The sequence below is a fragment of the Parafrankia colletiae genome (assembly GCF_001854655.1).
Lineage (GTDB): Bacteria > Actinomycetota > Actinomycetes > Frankiales > Frankiaceae > Parafrankia > Parafrankia colletiae.
The window spans coordinates 188,187-211,592 of the sequence record NZ_MBLM01000058.1; the positions used below are offsets into that span (position 1 = coordinate 188,187).

Sequence of the window (23,406 nt, forward strand, 5' to 3'; positions counted from 1 at the left end):
CGGCGGAACGGACGGCGGCGGCTGGTACGAATGCGGCATGGACGACGGGAGCACGGTGATCCCGGGCCTCGACGACGACAGCGTCGGCATCGGCGCCGGAAGCAGCGGAACCGGAAGCAGCGGAAGCAGTGACGGCCTCGGCGGCGGTGCTACGGCGGGCACGGCCGGGGCCGCGCGGCGCCGGCCGGCGAAATCTGGAACCACCGGCGGTCCCGGTCCCCGTTCCGGCGAGGCCGTGAAGCCCGGGCGCGGTGGGCGCGCGCGGCCGGCCGGCACCCGCAAACCAGGCGCCGTGGTCATGGCGGACGAGCTTCCGGTCGCCCGGGTCGTGATCGACACCCCTCTCGTCCATCTCGACCGGCCGTTCGACTACCTGGTGCCGGCCGGCATGGCCGCCGACGTCGTCGCCGGCTCGCGGGTCCGGGTCCGGTTCGCCGGTCGCCTGGTGGACGGCATCGTGCTGGAGCGGGCCGTGAGTTCGGATCATGACGGGCGCCTCGCTCCGCTGGCCCGAGCGGTGTCCAGGGAGTCCGTCCTCTCCGAGCCGGTCGCGCGGCTGGCCCGCGCCGTGGCCGACCGTTATGCCGGAACCATGGCCGACGTGCTGCGCCTGGCGGTCCCGCCACGCCACGCCCGCGCCGAGGCGGCGGCGCCGGGAAAGGGTGGAGACACTGAGCCCACTGCGCAGTCCCGCCCCGCGGGCGGGCCCCCCGCCGAGGGGGATGAGCCCGGCCAGCCCGGCAAGCCCGACCGGGCTGATGGGGGTGACCCGGCCGATCAGGGTGCCGGGGTCTGGTCGACCTGCGCTGACGGGCCCGCCTTCCTGGCCGCGCTCGCCGGGGGCGGGGCGCCTCGTGCGGTCTGGTGGGCGCCCCCCGGCCCGTCCTGGCCCGAGATGATCGCTCGCGCCGTCGCGGCGGCGACGGCGTCGGGCCGAGGTGCGCTCGTGGTGGTACCCGACCACCGGGATGTGGACCGGGTCGGCGCGGCCCTGGCGTCCCTCCAGGCCGGCCGGGCGATGCCGCCCCTGCTCCTGCGGGCCGACCTCGGCCCCGAGGAGCGGTACCGGCGGTTCCTCGCCGTCCGCCGCGGCCAGGCCCCGGTGGTGGTGGGCACGCGGGCGGCCGTCTTCGCCCCCGTCGACAGGCTCGGGCTCGTGGTGGTGTGGGACGACGGTGACGATCTGCACGCGGAGCCGAGGGCGCCCTACCCGCACACCCGCGATGTCGCGGTCCTGCGGGCGCAGGCGGAGCGCTGCGCGGTCCTGATCGGCGGGTTCTCGCCGTCGGTGGAGGCGGAGGCGCTCGTCCGGGTCGGGTGGGCCGGCCGTCTCGCGCCCACCCGGGAGGCTGTGCGCGGGCTCGCGCCGCGGGTGGAGCCAGTCGGTTCCGACTTCGAGGCATCGATCGATCCAGCCGCCAGGGCGGCACGGCTGCCCTCACTCGCGGTCCGCGCCGCGCGGGCTGCCCTGGCGGCCGGTGAGCCGGTGCTGGTCCAGGTGCCCCGGCGGGGTTACCACCCGTCGATCGCCTGCGCCCGGTGCCGTCGTCCGGCGCGTTGCCGTGCCTGTTCCGGGCCGCTCGGTCGCACCTCCGCCGCGGCGGCGCTGGCCTGCCGCTGGTGCGGCCGGCCGGTGCCCCGCCCGGTGGACGGCCCCGGCCGGGGCGGTGGCGAGCCCACCGGCTGGCACTGCGCCACCTGCGGCGGCAATCAGCTGCGGGCGTCCGTGACCGGCGACCGCCGGACGGCCGAGGAGCTGGGCCGGGCCTTCCCCGGAGTGCCCGTGCGTACCTCCGGGCGGGACTCCGTGCTGGCCACGGTCCCCGCCGAGCCGGCGCTCGTCATCTCGACGCCTGGTGCCGAGCCGGTCGCCGACGGAGGGTACGGGGCAGTGCTGCTTCTCGACGGCTGGGCGCTGCTGGGCCGACCCGACCTGCGGGCTGGCGAGGAGACCCTGCGCCGATGGCTGGCCGCGGCCGCGCTCGCCCGGCCCGGGCCGGGCGGCGGGCGGGTGGTGGTGGCGGCCGACATCGGGCTCGGTCCGGTCCAGGCCCTGGTCCGTTGGGATCCCGCGCTGTTCGTCGGACGGGAGGCGGACGAGCGGGCCGAGCTCGGCTTCCCGCCAGCCAGCCGGGTTGCGGCCGTGGAGGGAACTCCTGCGGCGCTCGACGACCTGCTCGCGGCCGCGACCCTGCCCGAGGGGGCCGAGGTGCTCGGCCCGGTACCGGTGCCCGTCCGCCCGTCCGCCCGCGAGCGGGCGCCCGCCGGCGAGGGGGCGCCCGCCGGCGAGGGGGCGGGTGGCGAGGGGGCGGCGGTCGGCCGGCAGCGGGCGGCGCGGAGCAGTCCCGGGGCCGGGATCGGTGCGGAGGAGCAGGAACCGGAGCGTCTGATCATCCGGGTCCGGCGTCAGCAGGGCGCTGAGCTGGCCCGCGCACTGCGTGCGGCGCGGGGCGCGCTGGATGCCCGCCGCGCCGGCCGGGTACGGGTTCAGCTCGACCCGCTGGCGATCGGCTGACCCGGCCGCCCGGCTGGCCGGGTTCCGCACCGCTCGCCGCGCCGTAGCATGGGCGTATCCGATCTCGCCGGGCCCGTGTCGGTCAGGTGACGACATTCTGGGAGTGGCCGTGTCTGTCCGTGACATCCGCCTCTTGGGGGATCCGGTGCTGCGCACGGTCGCCGACCCGGTGGCGACCTTCGACCGGGAACTGCGCCGCCTCGTCGACGACCTCGCTGACACCATGCGCGAAGCGGGTGGTGTCGGGCTGGCCGCACCCCAGCTCGGGGTTTCCCTGCGTGTCTTCACCTACCTGGATGACTCCGACGAGGTGGGCCACCTGATCAATCCGGTGCTGGGGCCGTTCAGCGAGGACATGATGGACGGAGAGGAGGGATGTCTGTCCCTCCCCGGTCTGGCGTTCGAGCTGCGCCGCCCGGAGCGGGTGCTGGCTGTCGGCCAGAACGCCCACGGTGACCCGGTCACAGTGGAGGGCAGTGGCATCCTGTCCCGGTGCCTGCAACACGAGACCGATCACCTCGACGGGATCCTCTTCATCGATCGCCTCGACAAGGAGACGAAGCGGGCGGCGATGAAGGCGATCCGCGAGGCGGAATGGGCGAACGAGCCGAAGCCGACGGTGAAGGTCTCGCCGCACCCTCTGTTCGGCCGAGGGCGCTGAGCCGGAACAGCAAGATCGTCGCTCTGGCTCTCCTGGCGGCGATGGCGGGTGGTTCGGTGGTGGGCACGGCTGTCGGTTCCACGCTCGGGTCGGCCGCCAGTTCGATGATCGTGATGATGGTCGGAACGATCGGATCGGCAGCGGCGGATCCGGGCCGGGACCGGCGCTGAGGAGCTGCTGCATTCATGCGTCTTGTCTTCGCGGGTACTCCGGAGGTCGCCCTCCCGAGCCTGCGCGCTCTGCTGGACAACCCACGCCACCAGGTGGCCGCGGTGGTGACCCGGCCCGACCGGCCCGCGGGCCGGGGCCGGCACGTCCGTGCGTCGCCGGTCCGTGAGCTGGCCGCCGAGCAGGGCATCGAGGTGCTGGCGCCCGCACGCGCCGGTGATCCCGACTTCCTGGRCCGGCTCGGCGAGATCGCGCCGGACTGCTGCCCGGTCGTCGCGTTCGGCGCGCTGCTGCCCCCGTCGGCCCTCGACATCCCGAAACACGGCTGGGTGAACCTGCACTTCTCGCTGCTGCCCGCGTACCGGGGCGCGGCGCCGGTGCAGCGGGCGGTGCTCGCCGGGGATGACATCACCGGCGCGAGCGTGTTCCAGATCGAGCCGTCTCTCGACTCCGGCCCGGTCTACGGGGTCCTCACGGAGCAGGTCCGCCCCACGGACACGTCGGGGGACCTGCTCGACCGGCTGGCGGTCGCCGGCGCGCGGCTGCTGGTGGCGGTGCTGGACGGCATCGAGGACGGCGCCGTCGAGGCCCGCCCGCAGCCGTCCGACGGCGTCACGCTGGCGCCGAAGCTCAGCGTGGACGAGGTCCGCGTCGACTGGTCCGCACCGGCGCCGGCGGTCGACCGGCTGATCCGGGCGGCCACCCCCGCACCGGGGGCCTGGACGACGTTGCGCGGCAGGCGGGTGAAGCTCGGCCCCGTGAGGGTCGGGGCCAGCCCGGCCGGCCCGGCGGACTCCGCCGGGGTGCCGCTGCCGCCTGGGCGGATAACGGTGCCCGAGCGTGGCGTCGTCGCCGTGGGGACGGGCACCGGGCCGGTGGTCCTCGGCGAGGTCCGGCCGGAGGGCCGGGGCCCGATGGCCGCCGCGGACTGGATCCGCGGCCTGCGCCCGGCCGCGGACGAGGCGTTCGCGTGAGCGTGGCGACCCCCCGCCGCGGCGGGGCCGCGGACCCGGCCCGGTTGCTCGCCTGGGAGGTGCTGCGCGCGGTCGACGAGCGCGGTGCCTACGCGAACCTGATGCTGCCCGCGCTGATGGCGGGCCGGCGGCTCTCGTCCCGCGACCGCGGGCTGGCGACCGAGCTGACCTACGGCTCGCTCCGGGCGATGGGCACCCTGGACGGTGTGCTCGGCACGGTGACCAGCCGACCGGTCGACACGGTGGATCCCCCGGTCCGGGACGCGCTGCGCCTCGGCACCTACCAGCTGCTGTCGACGCGGGTACCCGCCCGCGCGGCCGTCGCGTCCACCGTCGACCTGGTCCGGGCCACCTGCGGCGAGCGTCCCGTGCGGTTCGCGAACGCGGTGCTCCGGCGGGTGGCGGCGCGCGTCGAGGAGACGGAGGGGGACATTGCCGTGCTCCTGTCCGCCCCCGACGTGGATGTCGACCCGGCCGGCCATCTCACGGTGGTCACCGCGCATCCACGCTGGATCGTCGACGTGGTGCTCGACGCGCTCGACGGTGACGCGGCGGCCGCGCGGGCGGCGCTGGTGGCGAACGACACCAGGCCGACCGTCCACCTGGTCGCCCGGCCTGGCCGGATCAGCGCCGACGAGCTCGTCGAGCAGGCGGCGGCGGTCGGTCTGCGGGCGCGCCGCAGTGTGTTCTCCCCGTATGCCGTCTATCTGGACGGTGGCGACCCCGGCACGCTGCCGGCGGTCCGGGCGGGTGAGGCGGCCGTGCAGGACGAGGGCAGCCAGCTGGTCGCCCTGGCGCTCGCGGCGGTCCCGATCGTCGGCCGGCCCACCGGGCTGACGGTGGACCTGTGCGCCGGCCCCGGTGGCAAGGCCGCCCTGCTCGCGGGGGCCCTCGCCGCCGACCAGCCGCCTGCCGCCGACCAGCCGTCGCCGTCGCGACCTGGGCAGCCGCCGCGAGCGGAGCGGCGCCCGCGGCTGCTCGCGCTCGAGCCGCGGGCGGCCCGGGCCGGCCTGGTCGAGGCGTCGCTGGCCGGGTTCCCCGACGCGTGGACGGTGCGGGCGGACGGCCGGCTCCCTCCGGTCCGGCCCGGCACGGCCGACCGGGTGCTGGTGGATGTGCCCTGTTCCGGTCTCGGTGCGCTGCGCCGCCGGCCCGAGGCCCGGTGGCGACGCACGCCGGCCGACGTCGCGGCCCTGGTGCCGCTGCAGCGCCAGCTGCTCGTCGCCGCCCTGGACCTCGTGCGGCCGGGCGGCGTGGTCGCCTATGTGACCTGTTCGCCGCATCCTGAGGAGACGTCCGAGGTGGTGATGGCCGTGGTCCGCCAGCGGGCGGACATCGCGATCCTCGACGCCCGACGTTCGGACGCCCTTGCCGGTGTCCTCGCCGGGACGTCCGCCGAAGGCCCGTTCGTCCAGCTGTGGCCGCACCTGCACGGTACGGACGCGATGTTCCTCGCACTGCTGCGGCGCCGGAGCGACTGAACCGGCCGCGGGCCCGGCGGCAGCAGCAGCGGTCGCCGGGCCGCCGGGCCGGTTCCAGCTCACCGCGTCGCCACGGCGAGCCGCGCTCCTGGATACGCTCGCGATGTGGCACTCGCGCAGATCTATCCCAGCATGCTCGCTGCCGATTTCGGGCGGATCGCGGACGCGGCCCGTGCCGTCGACGGGCACGCGGACTGGCTGCATGTCGATGTCATGGACTACCACTTCGTGCCGAACCTGGCGTTCTCACCGGACACGGTGGACGCGCTGCGCAAGGTCACCGGGACCCCGCTCGACTGCCACCTGATGATCGACGATCCGGACCGGTGGGCACCGGGCTTCGCCGAGCGCGGCGCGGCGAACGTGACGATCCACGCCGAGGCAGTCGATGACATCGCCCGCACCACCGACGCGATCCGGGCCGCCGGCGCGCGCACCGGCCTGGCGGTGAAGCCGGCGACGCCGGTCGAGCACTACCTCGACGATCTGCATCGCTTCGACCTGCTGCTGCTCATGACCATCGAGCCGGGCTTCGGCGGCCAGAGCTTCATGGACGAGGTCCTGCCGAAGATCGTCGCGGCCCGCCGGCTGATCGACGAACGCGGGCTGGACCTGTGGCTCCAGATCGACGGCGGGGTCAACAGGGAGACCATCGAGCGGTCCGCCGAGGCCGGGGTGGACGTCTTCGTGGCGGGAACCGCGGTGTTCGGTCTGGACGACCCGGCGGCGGCGGTCGAGTCGCTGCGTGCGCTGGCGGTGGCCGCGGCACCGCGGCTGACCGGCGGAGCCGCGCGGACCCAGCCGGCGTCCCCGAGGATCTGACCCAGGCGGGTCGCGGCCGGAGAATGACGAGGATTACGGTCGCTGGCCCGAGCGTCCGCAGCGTCCGTATGCCACACTTGAACGCGTACTGACAAATGCACGCGCGCTCCGGGGTCGGTGAAACTCCGAGCCGGCGGTGACAGTCCGCGACCCGTCCACCCTCGTGGTGGCCGGTGGACCTGGTGGAATTCCGGGACCGACGGTGAAAGTCCGGATGGGAGGACGCGCGCGGGGCACCGCCGTGTCGACCGTGCGACTGGGCCGTCCCGGCGTGGGTTGGCGCTAGCGTGCCAACTCGGACCCGCGTGATTCTTCTGTGTCCTGGACGTGCTGCCGGGACCGGAAGGTGCGGGATCGGATGTTCACCGGCATCGTCGAAGAACTCGGCGTGGTGACCGCGATCGAACCGCGGCAGGACGCGGCGTCGCTGACCGTCGAGTGTCGAGGTGTCCTCGATGACGTGGCGCACGGAGCCTCCGTCGCGGTCAACGGGGTGTGTCTCACCGTGACCTCCTTCGCTCGTCCCCCTGACAGCCCCGGAGACGGGCCGGCAGCTCCGGCAGCTCCGGCGGGAATGTTCACCGCCGACGTGATGCTCGAAACGCTGAACAGGTCCTCCCTCGGCGACCTTGCCGTGGGTGACCGGGTGAACCTCGAGCGCCCCGTCCGCCTCTCCGACCGCCTCGGCGGGCACCTGGTCCAGGGCCACGTCGACGGGGTCGGCGTCGTCCTGGAAAGGGCGCCCGCCGAGCACTGGGAGGTGGTTCGGATCGCACTGCCACCGCGGCTGGACCGCTATCTCGTCGAGAAGGGCTCGGTGACGGTCGACGGCGTCAGCCTGACTGTCGTGGACGTCCGGCCGGCGGCCGGCTCCGAGCCCGCAAGCTTCACCGTCAGCCTCATTCCGACCACCCTGGCCGACACCACGCTGGGGAGCCGCGCGGTCGGCGACAAGGTCAACATCGAGGTGGACGTCCTGGCCAAGTACGTCGAGAAGCTCCACGCGGATCTGAACGGATCACATTGATGACCACATACCTGGCCGGCGACTCCGCGGCCACCTCGCAGCCGACCGCCACCTCCGTGACGGCGACCGCTCACGCTCCGCAGACCCGCCGGCCGGAGGAGGAGTCGACCCTGCGGACAGCTGACAGCGGGCGGACACCGTTCGCCACGATCGAGGAGGCCATCGCACAGATCGCGGCCGGCCGCCCGATCGTCGTCGTCGACGACGAGGACCGCGAGAACGAGGGTGACCTGATCTTCGCGGCCGAGGCCGCGACGCCGGAGCTGCTCACGTTCATGATCCGGCACACGGCCGGCGTCGTCTGCGTCCCGCTCGACCCCGCCGAGGTCGACCGGCTCGAGCTCGACCAGATGGTGCCGCAGAACACCGACCGGATGCGCACCGCGTTCACCGTCTCGGTGGATGCCCGGACCGGCGTCTCCACCGGCATCTCCGCGGCCGACCGGGCGCGCACGATCCGGCTGCTGGCCGACCCGGGCACCGAGCCCGGTGACCTCACCCGTCCAGGCCACGTCTTCCCGCTGCGCGCGCGGGAGGGCGGCGTCCTGCGCCGGCCCGGCCACACCGAGGCCGCGGTGGACATCGCCCGGCTGGCCGGTCTGCGCCCGGTGGGGGCGATCTGCGAGATCGTCAACGAGGACGGCACGATGGCCCGTCTGCCGGAGCTGACGGTCTTCGCCCGGGAGCACGACCTGGCACTCATCTCGATCGCCGACCTTGTCGCCTACCGCCGCCGGACGGAGCCGCGCATCGAGCGGATGGCGGAGGCCCAGATCCCGACCCGGCACGGCGTGTTCCGCGCGGTGGGGTACCGGGACACCTTCGACGGTGTCGAGCACATCGCCCTGGTCCGGGGTGAGGTCGGCGACGGCGAGGACGTCCTGGTGCGGGTGCACAGCGAGTGCCTCACCGGGGATGTCTTCGGTTCCCGGCGCTGCGACTGCGGCAACCAGCTCGACGCGGCGCTGCGCGCGGTCGCGGCCGAGGACCGCGGTGTCGTGCTGTATGTGCGTGGCCACGAGGGACGCGGCATCGGCCTGCTGGACAAGCTGCGCGCCTACCAGCTGCAGGATGCCGGCCACGACACCGTCGACGCGAATCTCGCCCTGGGGCTGCCGGCTGACGCCCGGGACTACGTCACCGGCGCGCAGATCCTGCTGGACCTCGGTGTCCACGGGCTGCGGCTGCTCTCCAACAACCCGACCAAGCGGGCCGGGCTGGAGTTGTACGGCCTGCGCGTGGTGGGGCTGGTCGGTCTGCCGGTGGCGCACACGCCGGAGAACCTGCGCTACCTGACCACCAAGCGCGACCGGATGGGCCACGACCTGCCGGGTCTCCCGCTGGCCGTCGGGGGAGACACGCATGGGAACGGCGCCCGCGAGGCCCGGCCCTGGTCGGTGGCGGGCGCCGGCGCCGGCGCCGACTGGGCGGACCGTGCGGACCGCGCGGACCGCGCCGACGACCGGGCCTGCGAGGAGGCCCGATGAGCGGGGCAGGCGCGCCGGCCGAGGAGCTTCCCGACGCCGGCGGCCTGACCCTGGCGATCGTCGCCACCCGGTGGCACGCGGAGATCACCGACTCGCTGCTCGGAGGCGCGCTGCGTGCGGCCAAGGACGCCGGGGTGCCGCACGCGCCCACCGTGGTCCGGGTGTCGGGTGCCGTCGAGCTGCCGGTGGTGGCCGCCGCGCTGGCGTCCCGCCACGACGCGGTGGTCGCGCTCGGCGCGGTGATCCGCGGTGGCACACCGCACTTCGACTACGTCTGCAGGTTCGTGACCGACGGCCTGGCGAGGGTCACTCTCGACTCCGGTGTGCCGATCGGTTTCGGGTTGCTGACCTGCGACACCGTGGAACAGGCCAGGGACCGGGCCGGTCTGCCCGGTTCGGCGGAGGACAAGGGGCGCGAGGCCACCCTGGCCGCGCTGGACACGGCCGTCGTCCTGCGCGGTCTCGCCGCGCGCACCGTGACCGGCTTCGCCTGACCAGGTTCTGTCCGACCGCGACGCCAGGCCGGCAGTCCTGATGTGGCCCACCGGTGGGCCGTGTGTGGCTGTAACACCGTGGTCACAGCTCTGTCGGCCTGGCGTACTTGTGACGCCGTACCTTCCGCGAGAGTGTGGTTTCGAACCGTATCGGTGACCTCGCGCAGTGCGGGGTCCGCGCAGGTGGGCGCCGGTCGGGGCGTACGGTGGCCGCACGGTGGTCGCGGTGGTGGGTCGAGGGGGGCCCACCGAGCCCGCGTCACCTCATGCGAGGTTCCGGTGCGACAGACCGGCCGGCGGTGGACGGGGGGATCCACCGGCGTGCCGATCTTTCGACGGTCGACACATGGGGTGGGCACATGCAGGTGACGGGCCACGGATCTGAACGTGACGGGGCCGCCGGGGCGTCCTCCCGCGGCTCCGGCTCCGAACGGTCCGATCCCGGGGCCGCGGCCTGGGAGCGCTCCGACGCGGAGGCCGGATCGAGGCCGGGGGAGCCGGACACGGGCGACGGCCCCGGTCCGGAAGTCGACGCCGAGGGCGATGCCCGCCCGGTCTCGCTGCTGGGGATGCGAATGAGTCAGGAGACCCAGCCCGGCCGCGCCACGGTCAGCCGCCGCCAGGCCCGCAGCCGTCCCCGCGCACCACGGCCCGAGCCCGCGACCCGCGGGGATTCGCCTCCGGGCCCGCCGGCCGTGCGCCGCAACACCGCCCCCGGCCCCGCCCGTGCCCCAGCGCCCGGCGTCCCGCCCACTCCTCCGCCGCCTGTCTCACCGCCCCCTGCTTCCCAGCGACCCGCTGCGCCGGTCTCGCCCGCACCCATCGCTCCGGCACCCGTCGCGCCTGCGCGGCCGCAGGTGGCGGACATCCCGCCCGGCGCTGGACCGGACCCGCGCCGGGGCGGTGGGTGGGTACCGGACGTTGCGGCCCCGAACCCGGCACCGGCCCCGAACCCGGCACCGGCCCCGAACCCGGCACCGGCCCCGAACCCGGCACCGGCCCCGAACCCGGCACCGGCCCTGGGCCCAGGTCCAGGGCCGGCCCCGGCATCGGCTTCTGCCTGGGAGGCCAGTGTCTCGTTCGGGTCGCTGCCGACCCACCCGCCGCCGGCGGCTCGACCGCCCGCGTTGCCCGCGGGCGCCCCGAACACGGGCTATGCGGCYGTCCCGACAGGATCGACGACCCCGACCCCGACTGTGCCGGCGGGGGCGGCCGAGCTGGTCGGGCCGGTCACGGTGCCCGGGCCGGCGTCCGGTCGGCTACCGGTGCCCGCTCCGGCGGCGCTCCCCGTCGCCCGCCGGGACGCGGCGCGCGCCCGCCGCGTGCTGGTGGGTGGCTTCGGCGGGGGTGGTGGCCGCACGACGGTGGCCGCGGGCCTCGGCCTGGCGCTGGTGGCGCGTGGCCAGGCGCGGGTCGCCGCCGTCGACGCCTGCCCGGACCAGTACGGGACGCTGACCCAGCGGGTCGGACTGCGGGCACGGGGGAGCGGGGTCCGCGAACTGGTGACCGCCCGGCCGCCGGTGGAGTCTCTGACCGATGTGCGGCGCTATCTGAGTGCTGACGGTCCTGGCGGGCTGGAGGTGCTCGCCGGGGTGCACGACCTCGCCGCTCCGGGCCTGACCGGAGAAGAGCTCGCCGCGGCGCTTGGCCTGCTCGCCCGCTGGTTCCGGGTCGTGATCGCGGACGGCCCGCCCGGGTGGAGCCAGCCGGTACCCGCAACCCTGCTCGCCCGCAGTGACCTGGTCGTCCTGGCGAGCCGCGCCGGAGAGGCCGACCTGGCGGCGGCGGACCACGCCCTCACCGCGCTGGCCGCGGCCGGGCGCGCCGACCTGCAGGCCTCCGCGGTGCTGGCGGTGGTGGAGACCTACCCGACCCGGCTCACCCGGACGGCCCGGCAGCGGCTGGACGATGTTGCCGCGCGGGTCCGCCATGCGGTGACCGTCCCGTTCGACCCCGGGCTCACGGACGGCCGGGCCCTTGTCTGGCAGCGTCTTCGCCGTCGAACCCGCGCGGCCTTCGAGGAACTGGCGGTCGCGGTGGATCCCCCCGACGGGTGACGGCCGTCGTGCGAGGCTCTGACCGGAAGGCACTACAGTCGATGCGATGTCTCCTGACCTGCTGACGCCACCCGGGCAGGGTGATGACGGCCGCGCCGACTCCGCTCTGCTGACGGCGCTGCGCTCGGGCGACCGATCGGCGCTCACCGCGGCGCTGCCGGGTGCGCGGGTGTTCGTCGGCGTCGAGGCGCGGTCGTTGGCGACCGATGTGGTGACCGGCGCCGACAAGCAGAGCGACATGGTCCTGGTAACCCTGCGTACGCCGTCCGGCTCCGGGGCGCTGCCTGTCTTCAGCGCGGTGGATGTGATGGCCGCCTGGCGCCCGTCCGTGCGCCCGGTCGCGGTGACGTTGCCGGACGCGTGCGCGGAGGCCGTCCGGATGGGCCTGGCGGCGGTGGTGATCGACCTGGGTGGGCCAGCTCCGGTCACACTGGATGTCCGCCCGACCGCCGGGGAGGGCTCCGGGGGCACCGGCTGCCGGATCCCGCGGCCGTTCGGACGTGGCGAGGGGATGTGGATCTCCTCCTCCGCGACCGACAGTGTCGGGGCCGCCCGCGGCCGAGGTGTCACCCGGGCGGTGGCGATGGCCGGAGCGGACGGCCTGGACGAGGTGGTCGTCGCGGACGACACGGGTGGTGGTCTGCTCCGTCCCCGCCCCGTGCCGCTGGGCGCCCGTGGACGGCGGCGGATCCGGGCGGCGCTGGCCGGCCTGCCGGCGGCCACGGAGGTCTGGCCGGCGGAGCTCGCCCCGCCGGCCGGGCGGGAGCAGGCGGCACGCCCGGTGCTCGCCGTGGCGGTGAGCGGCGTGGCCGCAGGCGCCGGGGGCAGCGCCGCGGCGGGCGCGGCGGACGGCGTTGACCCGGCAGACGGCGTCGACGAGGCGACCGCGGAGATCGTGCGGCGGCTGCGTCTGGTGATCGAGGCGCCCGTCGTTCGTGGGGCGGCGACCGGGGCCGATGACGGTCAGGGATCCGACGAGGTGGCGGCCGCGGTGCTCGTGGTCGACCCCACCGAAGTGCCGGCGGTACGGGCGCATCTGGGGCGGGGTGTCCGTCCGCCGCGGCGGTTCGCACTGTGGCGGCCGGGGGCGCGGTAGTAGTCGCGTGTGGTCTGGTTGTGGGAGTGAGCCCGGCGTTGCGACTGTTCATGGGCTTGTCGCGGGTGCAGTCCTGGTGCGTTCGCCCGCTGGGCGGCGGGCGAACGCCGGCCGTGGCACCGGGCCGGGCCGGGTCCGAGACGTCGCCTGGCGCAGGCCCGACCGGTGCTGTTGATCGTCCCTTCCGCGGAGCTCTGCTACGCTGGGCTGCAGACCACCTGGTGGCAGGTCGTAACGGCGTTCTCGGGTACGGTATGTCCCTTTCGGGGCACCGGGCCCGCGCGGCGTTCGGGCCGGTCACCAGGTCAAAGCGGGGGTTCGCCCTCCACCCGTTGCCGCCGTCGGAGTAGATCCGGCCGGTCGCCAGCCCAGGCGGTTGGCGTGCGGTAGCCGGGTCGCCGGTCGGCCGAGCCGTTCCCACGGCATGTCGGCCGGGAGTCTGGGATGTCCCGGGCTTGGTGCTCCGCTGCGGTGAGGTCGTGCCCGCGCGTCGAGCCACGGAGGAAAGCACATCAGCACAGAGTCACGTATCAATGACCGGATCCGCGTCCCGGAGGTTCGCCTCGTCGGTGCGGAGGGTGAGCAGATCGGCATCGTCTCCATCGGCGAGGCCATGCGCCTGGCGCAGGAGGCTGACCTCGACCTCGTCGAGGTGGCGCCGACCGCCCGTCCGCCGGTCTGCAAGTTGATGGACTTTGGCAAGTTCAAGTACGAGTCCGACCAGAAGCGTCGCGAGGCTCGCAAGAACCAGGTCCAGACGGTCATCAAGGAGATGAAACTCCGACCGAAGATCGATCCGCACGACTACGAGACCAAGAAGGGTCACGTCGTGCGCTTCCTCAAGGCCGGCGACAAGGTCAAGATCACCATTATGTTCCGTGGTCGTGAGCAGTCACGGCCCGAGCTCGGCATCCGGTTGCTGCAGCGGCTGTCGACCGACGTCGCCGATCTCGGCTACGTCGAGGCCCAGCCCAAGCAGGACGGGCGGAACATGACAATGGTCATGGCCCCACACAAGGGGGCCAAGCCGCAACGGCTGCCGGAGCCTGCCCAGGTCTAGGCCATGGCGCCGGACACGTCGAACCACGTGTCCGGCGGCACAGGTACCCAGCGGTACGGGTACCTGGAACAGGCGCGCCCAGGCGCGCACCCGCACTCACCACAGGGACACGATCATGCCCAAGATGAAGAGCCACACCGGGACCGGGAAGCGGTTCCGCGTAACCGGGACCGGCAAGGTGATGCGCAGGCGCGCCAACCGTGCCCACCTGCTCGAGCACAAGTCGAGCCGGCGCACCCGGCGGCTGTACGACGAGGTCGTGGTGAGCTCCGCGGACGATCGGCGCATCAAGCGCCTGCTGTCCCGCTGACAGCTCCGGCCCGGCAGCCGTCCTGGGCGGTGCGCGGGCCGGAGGCTAACGAACGAAGGAGACAGGTGCCCTCATGGCACGCGTGAAGCGGGCGGTCAACGCCCAGAAGAAGCGCCGCGAGGTCCTCGAGGCCGCCAGCGGCTACCGGGGTCAGCGGTCCCGGCTGTACCGCAAGGCCAAGGAGCAGATGCTCCATTCGATGACCTACTCCTACCGGGACCGTCGCGCGCGCAAGGGCGACTTCCGGCAGCTGTGGATCACTCGGATCAATGCCGCCGCCCGGGCGAACGGCATGACCTACAACCGGTTCGTCCAGGGCCTGCGCCTGGCCGGGGTCGAGGTCGACCGCAAGATCCTCGCCGATCTCGCCGTCAACGACGCGGCCGCCTTCGCGGCTCTCGTCGAGGTCGCGCGCGCCGCGCTGCCGGCGGCGACCGAGACCTCGGCGGCCTGAGAGCCTCTGGCGCCGGCCGGTGACGTCGCGCCGTCCGCAGGGCCGTTCCGCGGGCCGGCCGGCATCCGCTGCCGGCCGGCGCCCCGGCGGCACGGGTGTCCGGCCCGTGGCAGCCTCACTCGGGCAGCCGGACGGGATCCGTTCCGCCCGGGTCGCCGCCGCCCGTCGGCTACGGCGCGCGGTGGCACGCCGCGACGAGGGCCTGTTCCTCGTCGAGGGCGCCCAGGCGGTCACCGCGGCGCTGGTCGCCGGCGCCCTGGTGGAGCTGTTCGTCGGTGAGTCGGCGGCCGTGCGGCACGCGGACCTGATCGCCGGGACGGATGTCCCGGTCCGTCTCGTGACCGACGCGGCGGCGGCGGCGCTGTCGGAGACGGTGACGCCGCAGGGGCTGGTTGGTGTCGCCGAGCTTCCCGGGCACCGGCTCGCCGATCTGGGCCGGCCCCGGCTGGTCGCGATCTGCGAGGGTGCGAACGACCCGGGGAACGCCGGCACGGTGATCCGCTCGGCGGACGCGGCCGGTGCCGACGCCGTGGTCTTCGTCGGAGACAGTGTCGACCCGTTCGGCGGCAAGTGCGTCCGGGCCTCGGCCGGCAGCATCTTCCATCTGCCGGTGGTGGTGGCCGACGATGCGCTCGCGGCCGTGACGGCGGTGCGGGAGGCCGGGTGCCGGGTCCTCGCCACGTCCGGCCGTGCGGCCCGCGATCTCGACGACCTCGCGTCCGCGGGCATTCTCGCGGTGCCGACGGCCTGGGTCTTCGGTAACGAGGCCCGGGGCCTCACGGCGCGGACGGCGGCGTCCGCGGACACGGCGGTGCGGGTGCCGGTGTACGGTCAGGCCGAGTCACTGAATCTTGCGGTTGCGTCGGCACTGTGCCTGTATGCGTCAGCGCGGGCGCAGCGGGTTGTGGGGTCCGCGACGTCCGGTGTCAGGGGAGGTGGGGCGCATTGACGCGCATCGTCGCGTCCACTCCTGGGCACGCTGTCCCCGGGCATCCGGTACCGGAGTCCGTGGCGGCCCCGGGGCACTCGGTGACTCCGGAACACGAGGCGACTCAGGGGCACGGCGGCCCGGGGAGCGAGCGCCCTGCCGGGCAGGACGGCGTCACCGTGCACCACGGCACGACTGAGAACGACGACACACCTGAGAACGACGACACACCTGAGAACGACGGCGCGACCGGGGCGCAGGGCGCACCCGGAACCGGTGAGTCCGAGACCACGGAGGAGTCGGTGGACGTGCTTTCTCCGGCCACCCTCGACCTGCTGCCCGACCCGGTCGTCGTCACCGACGCCACCGGCACCGTGGAGATGTTCAATCTCGCCGCGTCGAAGGTGACGGGGCTGGCCGCCGGGYAGGCGGTGGGGCGGCACGTCACCGAGGTCATGCCTCTGCTCGACGAGCGGGGCAACGACTGGTGGGAGTGCTCGCGGCCGAGTCGCGAGCTGCCGCGGGTGACCGGGCAGCCCGAGCGCCGGCTGACCTACGCCGGTCCCGTCGCCGATCACGACTTCAACGTCACCGCCCGTTTCACCCGGGCCGAGGGCGTTCTCGTCCGGGTCGCGGTCTGCCTGCGGGACACGGTGAGCAGGGAGCGGATCGAACGCAACCGGGCGGATCTCATCGCCACGGTCGCCCATGAGCTTCGCTCGCCGCTGACCAGCGTGAAGGGGTTCACCGCCACGCTGCTCGCCCGGTGGGACCGGTTCACCGACGAGCAGAAGAAGCTCATGCTCAACACCGTCAACACCGACGCGGACCGGGTCACCCGGCTGCTCACCGAGCTGTTGGACGTCTCCCGCATCGACGCCGGCCGGGTGCAGATCCGCAAGCAGATCGTCGACATGCGGGCGGCCGTCCGGCGTGTCGTCGAGGGCAAGATCGCTGCCGGCTCGGCCGCGGCGGAGCGGTTCGATGTCCGCATGGAGGGCGAGCTGCCCGAGATGTGGGTCGATCCCGACAAGATCGATCAGGTTCTCCACAACCTCATCGACAACGCGCTGCGCCACGGCGCGGGTACTGTGACCGTCGTGCTGAGCGGGACGCGGACTGGCGCCGAGGTGACGGTCACCGACGAGGGCGAGGGAGTTCCGGAGGCCAACGCCATCCGGGTGTTCGCCAAGTTCTGGCGCGGCGCGAGCCGCGGCAACGGCACGGGTCTCGGCCTCTACATCGCCAAGGCGCTCATCGAGTCGCACGGCGGGACGATTTCGGTCGGAAGAGCACCGCACGGCGGCGCGGAGTTCCGATTTTTCCTGCCCGCCGGTGGGCCCGTGTTCGGCTGAGGCCACGTTCGGCTGAGGCCACGTGCGGCTGAGACCACGCGACGCATCACCGGCGGGCGCCCCGGGAGAACCGACCCAACCGTTCGGGTGGGCCACACCGGCCCGCCCACCCACCGATGAGGATGATCATCGTGCCCGCCCCCAACGAGACCGCTGATCCCGTGGATCTCGGTGCCCTGGAACCGGACCGGCTGGACCGTGACGTGGCCGCGGCGCTCGCCGCGATCGCCGCGGCGGACAGCCTGGACGCGCTGGCCGTGGTGCGCACCGCGAACGTGGACGGCCAGTCCGCACCGCTGGCGCTTGCCCGCCGCGAGCTGGGTTCGCTCCCGCGCGAGCACCGCGCGCAGGCCGGCCGGGCGCACAACGCCGCGACCGGCACGGTTCGCGCGGCCTACGAGGCCCGGCTCGCGGAGCTCACCGAGCGTCGCGACGCCGAGATCCTGATCGCCGAGCGGGTGGACGTCACACTGCCCGTGGACCGGCGCCGCCGCGGCGCGCGCCACCCGCTGACGCTGCTCTCCGACCGGCTCACCGACGTCTTCGTGGCCATGGGCTACGAGGTCGCCGAAGGCCCTGAGGTCGAGCACGACTGGTTCAACTTCGAGGCGCTCAACATGGCGCCGGACCATCCCGCCCGCAGCGAGCACGACACGCTGTACGTCGCGCCGGAGGGGTCGGGTCGCCTGCTGCGCACGCACACCTCCCCGGTCCAGATCCGCTCGCTGCTGGCACGTCCGCTGCCGGTGTACGTGGTCTGCCCCGGGCGTACCTACCGCAACGACACGATCGACGCGACGCACTCCCCGGTGTTCGGGCAGCTCGAGTGCCTGGCCGTCGACGAGGGCATCACCATGGCCGACCTGCGCGGCACCCTGGAGGTGTTCGCCCAGGCGCTCTTCGGCTCGGGCCTGTCGACCCGGCTGCGGCCGTCGTTCTTCCCCTTCACCGAGCCGTCCGCGGAGCTCGACGTCCAGTGCTTCGCCTGCCATGGTGACGCCGGCCGCCAGCCCTGCCGGGTCTGCTCCGACGAGGGCTGGATCGAGGCCGGCGGCTGCGGCATGGTCGATCCGAACGTGCTGCGGGCCTGCGGGGTCGACCCCGACCGCTACAGCGGCTTCGCCTTCGGGATGGGCCTGGAACGTGCCGCGATGACCAGGCATGACGTGCGGGAGATCCGGGACTTCGTCGACGGCGATGTCCGGTTCGGCCTGCCGTTCGGAAGCGAGGGCTGACCCGTGCGCATCGTGATGTCGTGGCTGCGTGAGGTCGTCGGGCCGCTGCCGCCGGCGAAGGCTGTCGCCGAGGCGCTGATCCGGGCCGGTTTCGAGGTCGAGGGCCTGGAGACCGTCGGCTCGGATCTGGCGGGCGTGGTGGTCGGTGAGGTCGTGGCCATCGAGATCGTCAAGACGAAGAAGAAGGACGTCCGCTGGTGCCAGGTCCGGGTCGCCGAGCTCGACGACCCCGCCGGCGGTGGCGCGGCGGTGCCCGGGGTCCGTGGGGTCATCTGCGGCGCGTTCAACTTCGAGGTTGGCGACAGGGTGCCGGTGGCGCTGCCCGGTGCCGTGCTACCGGGCGGGTTCGAGATCACCGCACGCAGGACGTACGGTCACCTCAGCGAGGGGATGATCTGTTCGGCGCGTGAGCTCGGGCTGGGCGACGACCACGGCGGCATCCTCGTGCTGCCGCCGGACATCCCGATCGGGGCGGACGTCAACGAGCTGCTGGATATCGGTGACGAGGTGCTCGACATCGCCGTCACCCCGGACCGCGGCTACGGCCTGTCCGTGCGGGGCATCGCCCGCGAGGCGGCGACCGCCTTCGGGCTGTCCTTCGACGACCCCGGCCTGGGGGACACCCCGCCGGCCGGCGCCGGCTACCCGGTGCGGGTGGAGGACACCGCCGCCTGCGACCGGTACGTCGCGCGGGCCGTCAGCGGCGTCGACCTGACGGCCCGGACGCCGCTGAGCTGGGGCCGCCGCCTATCGCTGGCCGGGATGCGCCCGATCTCCGTGCCGGTCGACGTGACCAACATCGTGATGGTGGGCCTGGGGCAGCCGCTGCACGCCTTCGACCGGGCGAAGCTGTCCGGCACCATCGTCGTGCGGCGAGCCCGGGCGGGGGAGCGTCTGGTCACCCTCGACGGGGTGGACCGTGTTCTCGACCCCGAGGACCTGGTCATCGCCGACGACTCCGGCCCGGTCGCGCTGGCCGGGGTGATGGGCGGCGCCGCGACGGAGATCTCCGCGGCGACCACCGACATCGTGCTGGAGTCGGCCCACTTCGACCCGGTCACGGTCGCCCGGACCGCACGCCGGCACCGGCTGAGCTCCGAGGCGTCCCGGCGCTTCGAGCGGGGAGTTGATCCGGCGCTCGCGCCGGTCGCCGCCCAGCGGGCCGTCGACCTGCTGGTCGAACTGGCGCGGGCCGCTGCCGAGCCCGGGGCCACCGACATCGATCACCGGCCGCCGCCGGTGACAGTCCTGTTCCCGCTGGGCGAGCCCGAGCGGCTCGCGGGACGTCCCTACCCGGTTGAGGTGATCCGGCGTCGGCTCGCCGACGTGGGAGCCTCCGTCGTCGACGCGCCCGGCCTCGCCGACTCGTCGGATCCGGAGCCGTCCGGCCCCGCCGGCGGGTCGAGGCATCCCGGTGCGCCGGGGACGGTGCTGGTCACGGTGCCGTCCTGGCGGCCGGACCTGGCGCGTCCCGCGGACCTCGTCGAGGAGGTGGTGCGGCTGGAGGGATACGACACGATCCCGGTGACCCTGCCGCTGCTGCCGGCCGGGCGGGGTCTGACGGAGCCGCAGCGGATGCGGCGCGCGGTCGGGCGGGCGCTCGCCGCCGACGGCTACGTCGAGGTACTGACGCTGCCGTTCGTCGCCGAGGATGCCGCCGACCTGCTGAGCCTGCCCGCGGGCGATGAGCGTCGGGCCGCCGTCCAGGTCGCCAACCCGATCGCCCAGGACGCCTCGTACCTGCGCACCACCCTGCTGTCGGGGCTGATCGCGGCGGCCGGTCGCAACCTCGGGCGCGGCCAGGCGGATCTGGCCCTGTTCGAATGCGGGCTCGTCTTCCGCGAGCTGGCGACCGTCCCGGTCGCGGCGGTGACCCCGCCGGTCGACCGCCGCCCCAGCGAGGCGGAGATCCACGCGCTGGATGGTGCGCTGCCCGTCCAGCCGCGGCAGGTGGCAACGGTCCTGACCGGCCGGCGTGAACCTGCCGGCTGGTGGGGGCCGGGCCGCGCGGCCGACTGGAGTGACGCCCTGGCCGGCGCGCACAGCGTCGCGGCCGCGCTCGGCGTGGAGCTCACGGTCGGGGCCGGGAGTGCGATGCCCTGGCACCCGGGCCGCTGCGCCGAGCTGTCGATCGACGGCCGGGTCGTCGGGCACGCGGGGGAACTGCACCCGCGCGTCCTCGGCGCCACCGGGCTGCCACCCCGGTCGTGCGCCATGGAACTCGACCTCGACGCGCTTGTCGCCGCCGCGTTGGAACGGCCGGCGGTGGCCGCTCCGGCGATCTCCACCTTCCCGCCCGCCGATCGAGACGTCGCCCTGGTGACCGGAACCGATGTGCCCGTCGCCGCGGTGACCGGGGCACTGCGGGCCGGTGCCGGGGAGCTGCTGGAGTCGCTGTCGCTCTTCGACGTCTACGAGGGCGACCAGGTCGGGCCCGAACGCCGTTCGCTCGCCTTCGGGCTCCGCCTGCGTGCTGCGGACCGCACGCTGACGGCTGCGGAGGCCAACGAGGTCCGGGACGCGGCGGTGGCCGAGGCCGCCAGCCGCACGGGAGCGGTGCTGCGCGGCTGAGAGAGCCGCCGCCCGGCACGGCCGGTGGCACAGGGCGGAGAAGATCGGGGTGGGTGCCTGCGCAGGCGCCCACCCCGACCCGTTTCCGCTCCGGGACGACGTTGTCCTGGAGTGGTGTTTATCTGAGTCTGCCCGGCGCTTCCCGTCCTGTCATTTACTTTGGAGTAACGAGTCGGTAACGGCCGGCGCTTCCGTCGGCGTGCGCACGGCAGCTGGCCGGCATCCGGCCGGTCGGTCATCCGGCATCCGGTGCGGGCTGGCCGCCCTCCGATCGTCGTGGCGCGATCGCCCATGGCCGCTCCCGGTGTTTCCTCGGTTCGTGACCAGGGGCTTGAATCTTCATAGGGGTGTGTGTATAAATTCTCAGTCATGGGTGTGACTGCGGCGGTGGCGGGCGCTAGCGGGTACGGCGGCGGGGAGCTGCTCCGGCTGCTGCTCGGCCATCCCGGTATCGAGATCGGTGATCTGGCGGCGAACACGTCCGCCGGGGCGGCGGTGACGGATGTCCATCCCCACCTCCCCGATCTTGAAGGGCGCGTCTTCGTCGATACGGAGGCGCTGGCCCAGACCAGCGCCGACATCGTGTTCCTCGCACTCCCGCACGGGCAGTCGGCCGCAGTCGCGGCGACTCTGCCGGCCGGGGTTCGGGTCGTCGACCTCGGCGCCGATCACCGCCTGCACGACCCGCAGGCATGGCAGCGGGCCTACGGCGGCGAGCACGCCGGCACCTGGACCTACGGCATGCCGGAGCTACCCGGTGCGCGGGAGGAGATCCGGGTCAGCAACCGGGTCGCCGCACCCGGCTGCTACCCGACAGCGGTCAGCCTCGCGCTCGTGCCGCTCGTCGCGGCCGGTGCCGTCGACCCGTCCGACCTCGTGGTCGTCGCGGCGAGCGGAACGTCCGGAGCGGGCCGGTCGGCGAAGACCAACCTCCTCGGCAGCGAGGTCATGGGCGACCTGACCGCGTACAAGGTCGGTAGCCACCAGCACCGGCCCGAGATCGTCCAGACGCTCAGCCGGTACGCGGGCTCCCCGGTCTCGATGTCCTTCACCCCGGTGCTGGCGCCTATGCCACGCGGCATCCTGGCCACCTGCACCGCCCGACCGTCCGCCGAGATCGTGTCCGGCGACGACCTGGGGACCGGGCTCGGTGCGGACGCCGAGACGATCACCGGCATCCTGCGCGCCTTCTACGACGGCGAGCCGTTCGTGCGGGTACTGCCCGCCGGCCGCTGGCCACGCACCTCGTCGACCCTGGGCAGCAACTGTGTGCACCTGCAGGCGACGGTGGACGCCGAGGCCGGCCGGGTCGTCGTCGTGGCTGCCATCGACAACCTCACCAAGGGGGCCGCCGGCCAGGCGGTCCAGTGCGCCAACCTCATGCTCGGCCAGCCGGAGACCACCGGTCTCAGCGCCCAGGGCGTGGCGCCGTGACCGCCGTGGCCGCGGGCGCCGCCTCACCGCCCTCGCCCGTCCGGGCAGCCGGGCCGGCGGCGCACGGGGAAGGAGACCAGGAATGAGTGTCACCGCCGCACAGGGCTTTCGGGCTGCCGGTGTCGCAGCCGGGCTGAAGCCGTCCGGGCGCCCGGATGTCGCGCTCGTCGTCAACGACGGTCCCGACGCTGCCGCCGCGGGAGTGTTCACCCGCAACCGGGTCCAGGCCGCGCCCGTGCTGTGGACCCGCCAGGTGCTGACCGACGGGCGCCTGCGGGCGGTCGTGCTCAACTCCGGCGGCGCGAACGCCTGCACCGGTCCGGCCGGCTTCGCCGACACCCACGCCACCGCCGAGCATGTCGCCACGGCCCTGGGTGTCGGCGCGGGCGAGGTCGCGGTCTGTTCGACCGGTCTGATCGGCGTCCGTCTGCCGATGGACCAGCTGCTCCCCGGGGTCACCCGGGCGGCGGCCGAGTTGTCCGCCACGGGCGGGGGCCTCGCGGCCGAGGCGATCCGCACCACGGACACCGTGTCCAAACAGGCCGTCCGGACCAGCTCAGGGGGCGGGGTCGTCACGGTCGGAGGTATGGGCAAGGGCGCGGCGATGCTGGCGCCGTCCCTGGCGACGATGCTCGTGGTCGTCACCACCGACGCCGTCGCCGACGCGGCGACGCTCGACCGGGTCCTCCGCGAGGCCTGCCGGACGACGTTCGAGCGCGTCGACTCCGACGGCTGCCTGTCGACGAACGACACGGTGCTGCTGCTCGCCTCGGGCGCATCCGGGCAGAGCCTGCCGGAGGCCGAGCTGACCGAGCTGGTCACCGCCGTCTGCGACGACCTGGCCGGCCAGATGCTCGGCGACGCGGAGGGCTCCACCAAGACCATCTCGATCACAGTGACCGGAGCGGCCTCCGAGCCGGACGCGCTCGAGGTAGGGCGTGCGATCGCGCGGAACAACCTGCTCAAGTGCGCGCTCTACGGCAAGGACCCGAACTGGGGCCGGGTCCTCGCGGCGATCGGCACCACGGCCGCCGCCTTCGAGCCCGATCAGCTGGACGTCAGCATGAACGGCGTCCAGGTGTGCCGGGCGGGCGCCCCGGGCGAGTCCCGGGACCTGGTCGACCTCTCCGGTCGGGAGATCAGCATCGTCGCGGACCTGCACGCGGGTGACGCCGAGCTGACGGTCCGGACGAACGACCTCACGGATGGTTACGTCTACGAGAACTCGGCGTACTCGACGTGAGCGCCGAGCTGAACGCGGACCTCCCTGTCGGAGC

General features: G+C 74.1%; 19 protein-coding genes and 1 riboswitch. All 19 genes read left to right on the top strand.

The features are described from left to right. Positions 1 to 37: 37 nt before the first annotated feature. The 19 genes from CC117_RS08845 (at position 38) to argJ (ending at position 23,372) form a co-directional block, all read left to right on the top strand. Positions 38 to 2,515, top strand: a complete 2,478-nt coding sequence (locus tag CC117_RS08845) for a primosomal protein N' (RefSeq protein ID WP_084131772.1) — start codon at positions 38 to 40, stop codon at positions 2,513 to 2,515. Between the two features lie 109 nt (positions 2,516 to 2,624). Beyond that, entirely contained in the window at positions 2,625 to 3,176 is a 552-nt protein-coding gene (def, locus tag CC117_RS08850) for a peptide deformylase (protein ID WP_071083293.1), read from the top strand. A gap of 185 nt (positions 3,177 to 3,361) precedes the next feature. After that, complete coding sequence (gene fmt, locus CC117_RS08855; RefSeq protein ID WP_071083254.1) at positions 3,362 to 4,318, top strand: methionyl-tRNA formyltransferase; 957 nt, start codon at positions 3,362 to 3,364, stop codon at positions 4,316 to 4,318. Next, positions 4,315 to 5,799 (top strand): RsmB/NOP family class I SAM-dependent RNA methyltransferase, encoded by a 1,485-nt coding sequence (locus tag CC117_RS08860; RefSeq protein ID WP_071083255.1) that lies wholly within the window; start codon positions 4,315 to 4,317, stop codon positions 5,797 to 5,799. Before fmt ends, CC117_RS08860 begins: the two co-directional genes overlap by 4 nt. 105 nt (positions 5,800 to 5,904) lie before the next feature. Then, positions 5,905 to 6,621, top strand: coding sequence for a ribulose-phosphate 3-epimerase (gene rpe, locus CC117_RS08865; protein WP_071083256.1), 717 nt, complete (start codon positions 5,905 to 5,907; stop codon positions 6,619 to 6,621). Positions 6,622 to 6,720: 99 nt separating this feature from the next. Further along, positions 6,721 to 6,851, top strand: a riboswitch (FMN riboswitch). Positions 6,852 to 6,979: 128 nt separating this feature from the next. Then, positions 6,980 to 7,648: a riboflavin synthase gene (locus CC117_RS08870; protein ID WP_071083257.1), complete on the top strand. Its 669-nt coding sequence runs from the start codon at positions 6,980 to 6,982 to the stop codon at positions 7,646 to 7,648. Then, positions 7,648 to 9,135, top strand: coding sequence for a bifunctional 3,4-dihydroxy-2-butanone-4-phosphate synthase/GTP cyclohydrolase II (locus CC117_RS08875; protein ID WP_071083258.1), 1,488 nt, complete (start codon positions 7,648 to 7,650; stop codon positions 9,133 to 9,135). Before CC117_RS08870 ends, CC117_RS08875 begins: the two co-directional genes overlap by 1 nt. Beyond that, the gene (gene ribH / locus CC117_RS08880; protein WP_071083259.1) at positions 9,132 to 9,629 is read left to right on the top strand and encodes a 6,7-dimethyl-8-ribityllumazine synthase; all 498 of its coding nucleotides are present in this window, start codon (positions 9,132 to 9,134) and stop codon (positions 9,627 to 9,629) included. Before CC117_RS08875 ends, ribH begins: the two co-directional genes overlap by 4 nt. A 1,196-nt stretch (positions 9,630 to 10,825) precedes the next feature. Continuing rightward, positions 10,826 to 11,686, top strand: coding sequence for a MinD/ParA family ATP-binding protein (locus tag CC117_RS38820; RefSeq protein WP_116287737.1), 861 nt, complete (start codon positions 10,826 to 10,828; stop codon positions 11,684 to 11,686). Positions 11,687 to 11,732: 46 nt separating this feature from the next. Then, positions 11,733 to 12,782 carry an SseB family protein gene (locus CC117_RS08890; RefSeq protein WP_071083260.1) on the top strand — a complete coding sequence of 350 codons (1,050 nt, stop codon included), beginning with the start codon at positions 11,733 to 11,735 and terminating at the stop codon, positions 12,780 to 12,782. Between the two features lie 541 nt (positions 12,783 to 13,323). Continuing rightward, positions 13,324 to 13,842, top strand: coding sequence for a translation initiation factor IF-3 (infC, locus tag CC117_RS08895; protein WP_321572594.1), 519 nt, complete (start codon positions 13,324 to 13,326; stop codon positions 13,840 to 13,842). A gap of 115 nt (positions 13,843 to 13,957) precedes the next feature. Then, positions 13,958 to 14,152: a 50S ribosomal protein L35 gene (rpmI, locus tag CC117_RS08900; RefSeq protein WP_026310729.1), complete on the top strand. Its 195-nt coding sequence runs from the start codon at positions 13,958 to 13,960 to the stop codon at positions 14,150 to 14,152. Between the two features lie 73 nt (positions 14,153 to 14,225). Continuing rightward, the gene (gene rplT, locus CC117_RS08905; protein WP_071083261.1) at positions 14,226 to 14,606 is read left to right on the top strand and encodes a 50S ribosomal protein L20; all 381 of its coding nucleotides are present in this window, start codon (positions 14,226 to 14,228) and stop codon (positions 14,604 to 14,606) included. 106 nt (positions 14,607 to 14,712) lie between these two features. After that, positions 14,713 to 15,555: a TrmH family RNA methyltransferase gene (locus CC117_RS08910; RefSeq protein WP_071083296.1), complete on the top strand. Its 843-nt coding sequence runs from the start codon at positions 14,713 to 14,715 to the stop codon at positions 15,553 to 15,555. Between the two features lie 5 nt (positions 15,556 to 15,560). Further along, positions 15,561 to 16,889 carry a sensor histidine kinase gene (locus tag CC117_RS08915; RefSeq protein ID WP_407673490.1) on the top strand — a complete coding sequence of 443 codons (1,329 nt, stop codon included), beginning with the start codon at positions 15,561 to 15,563 and terminating at the stop codon, positions 16,887 to 16,889. Between the two features lie 122 nt (positions 16,890 to 17,011). Beyond that, positions 17,012 to 18,124 (top strand): phenylalanine--tRNA ligase subunit alpha, encoded by a 1,113-nt coding sequence (gene pheS / locus CC117_RS08920; RefSeq protein ID WP_321572593.1) that lies wholly within the window; start codon positions 17,012 to 17,014, stop codon positions 18,122 to 18,124. Between the two features lie 3 nt (positions 18,125 to 18,127). Beyond that, positions 18,128 to 20,695 carry a phenylalanine--tRNA ligase subunit beta gene (locus CC117_RS08925; RefSeq protein WP_071083262.1) on the top strand — a complete coding sequence of 856 codons (2,568 nt, stop codon included), beginning with the start codon at positions 18,128 to 18,130 and terminating at the stop codon, positions 20,693 to 20,695. 369 nt (positions 20,696 to 21,064) lie between these two features. Continuing rightward, positions 21,065 to 22,129 (top strand): N-acetyl-gamma-glutamyl-phosphate reductase, encoded by a 1,065-nt coding sequence (argC, locus tag CC117_RS08930; RefSeq protein ID WP_071083263.1) that lies wholly within the window; start codon positions 21,065 to 21,067, stop codon positions 22,127 to 22,129. Positions 22,130 to 22,211: 82 nt separating this feature from the next. Further along, the gene (argJ, locus tag CC117_RS08935; RefSeq protein ID WP_071083264.1) at positions 22,212 to 23,372 is read left to right on the top strand and encodes a bifunctional glutamate N-acetyltransferase/amino-acid acetyltransferase ArgJ; all 1,161 of its coding nucleotides are present in this window, start codon (positions 22,212 to 22,214) and stop codon (positions 23,370 to 23,372) included. Positions 23,373 to 23,406: the final 34 nt, after the last annotated feature.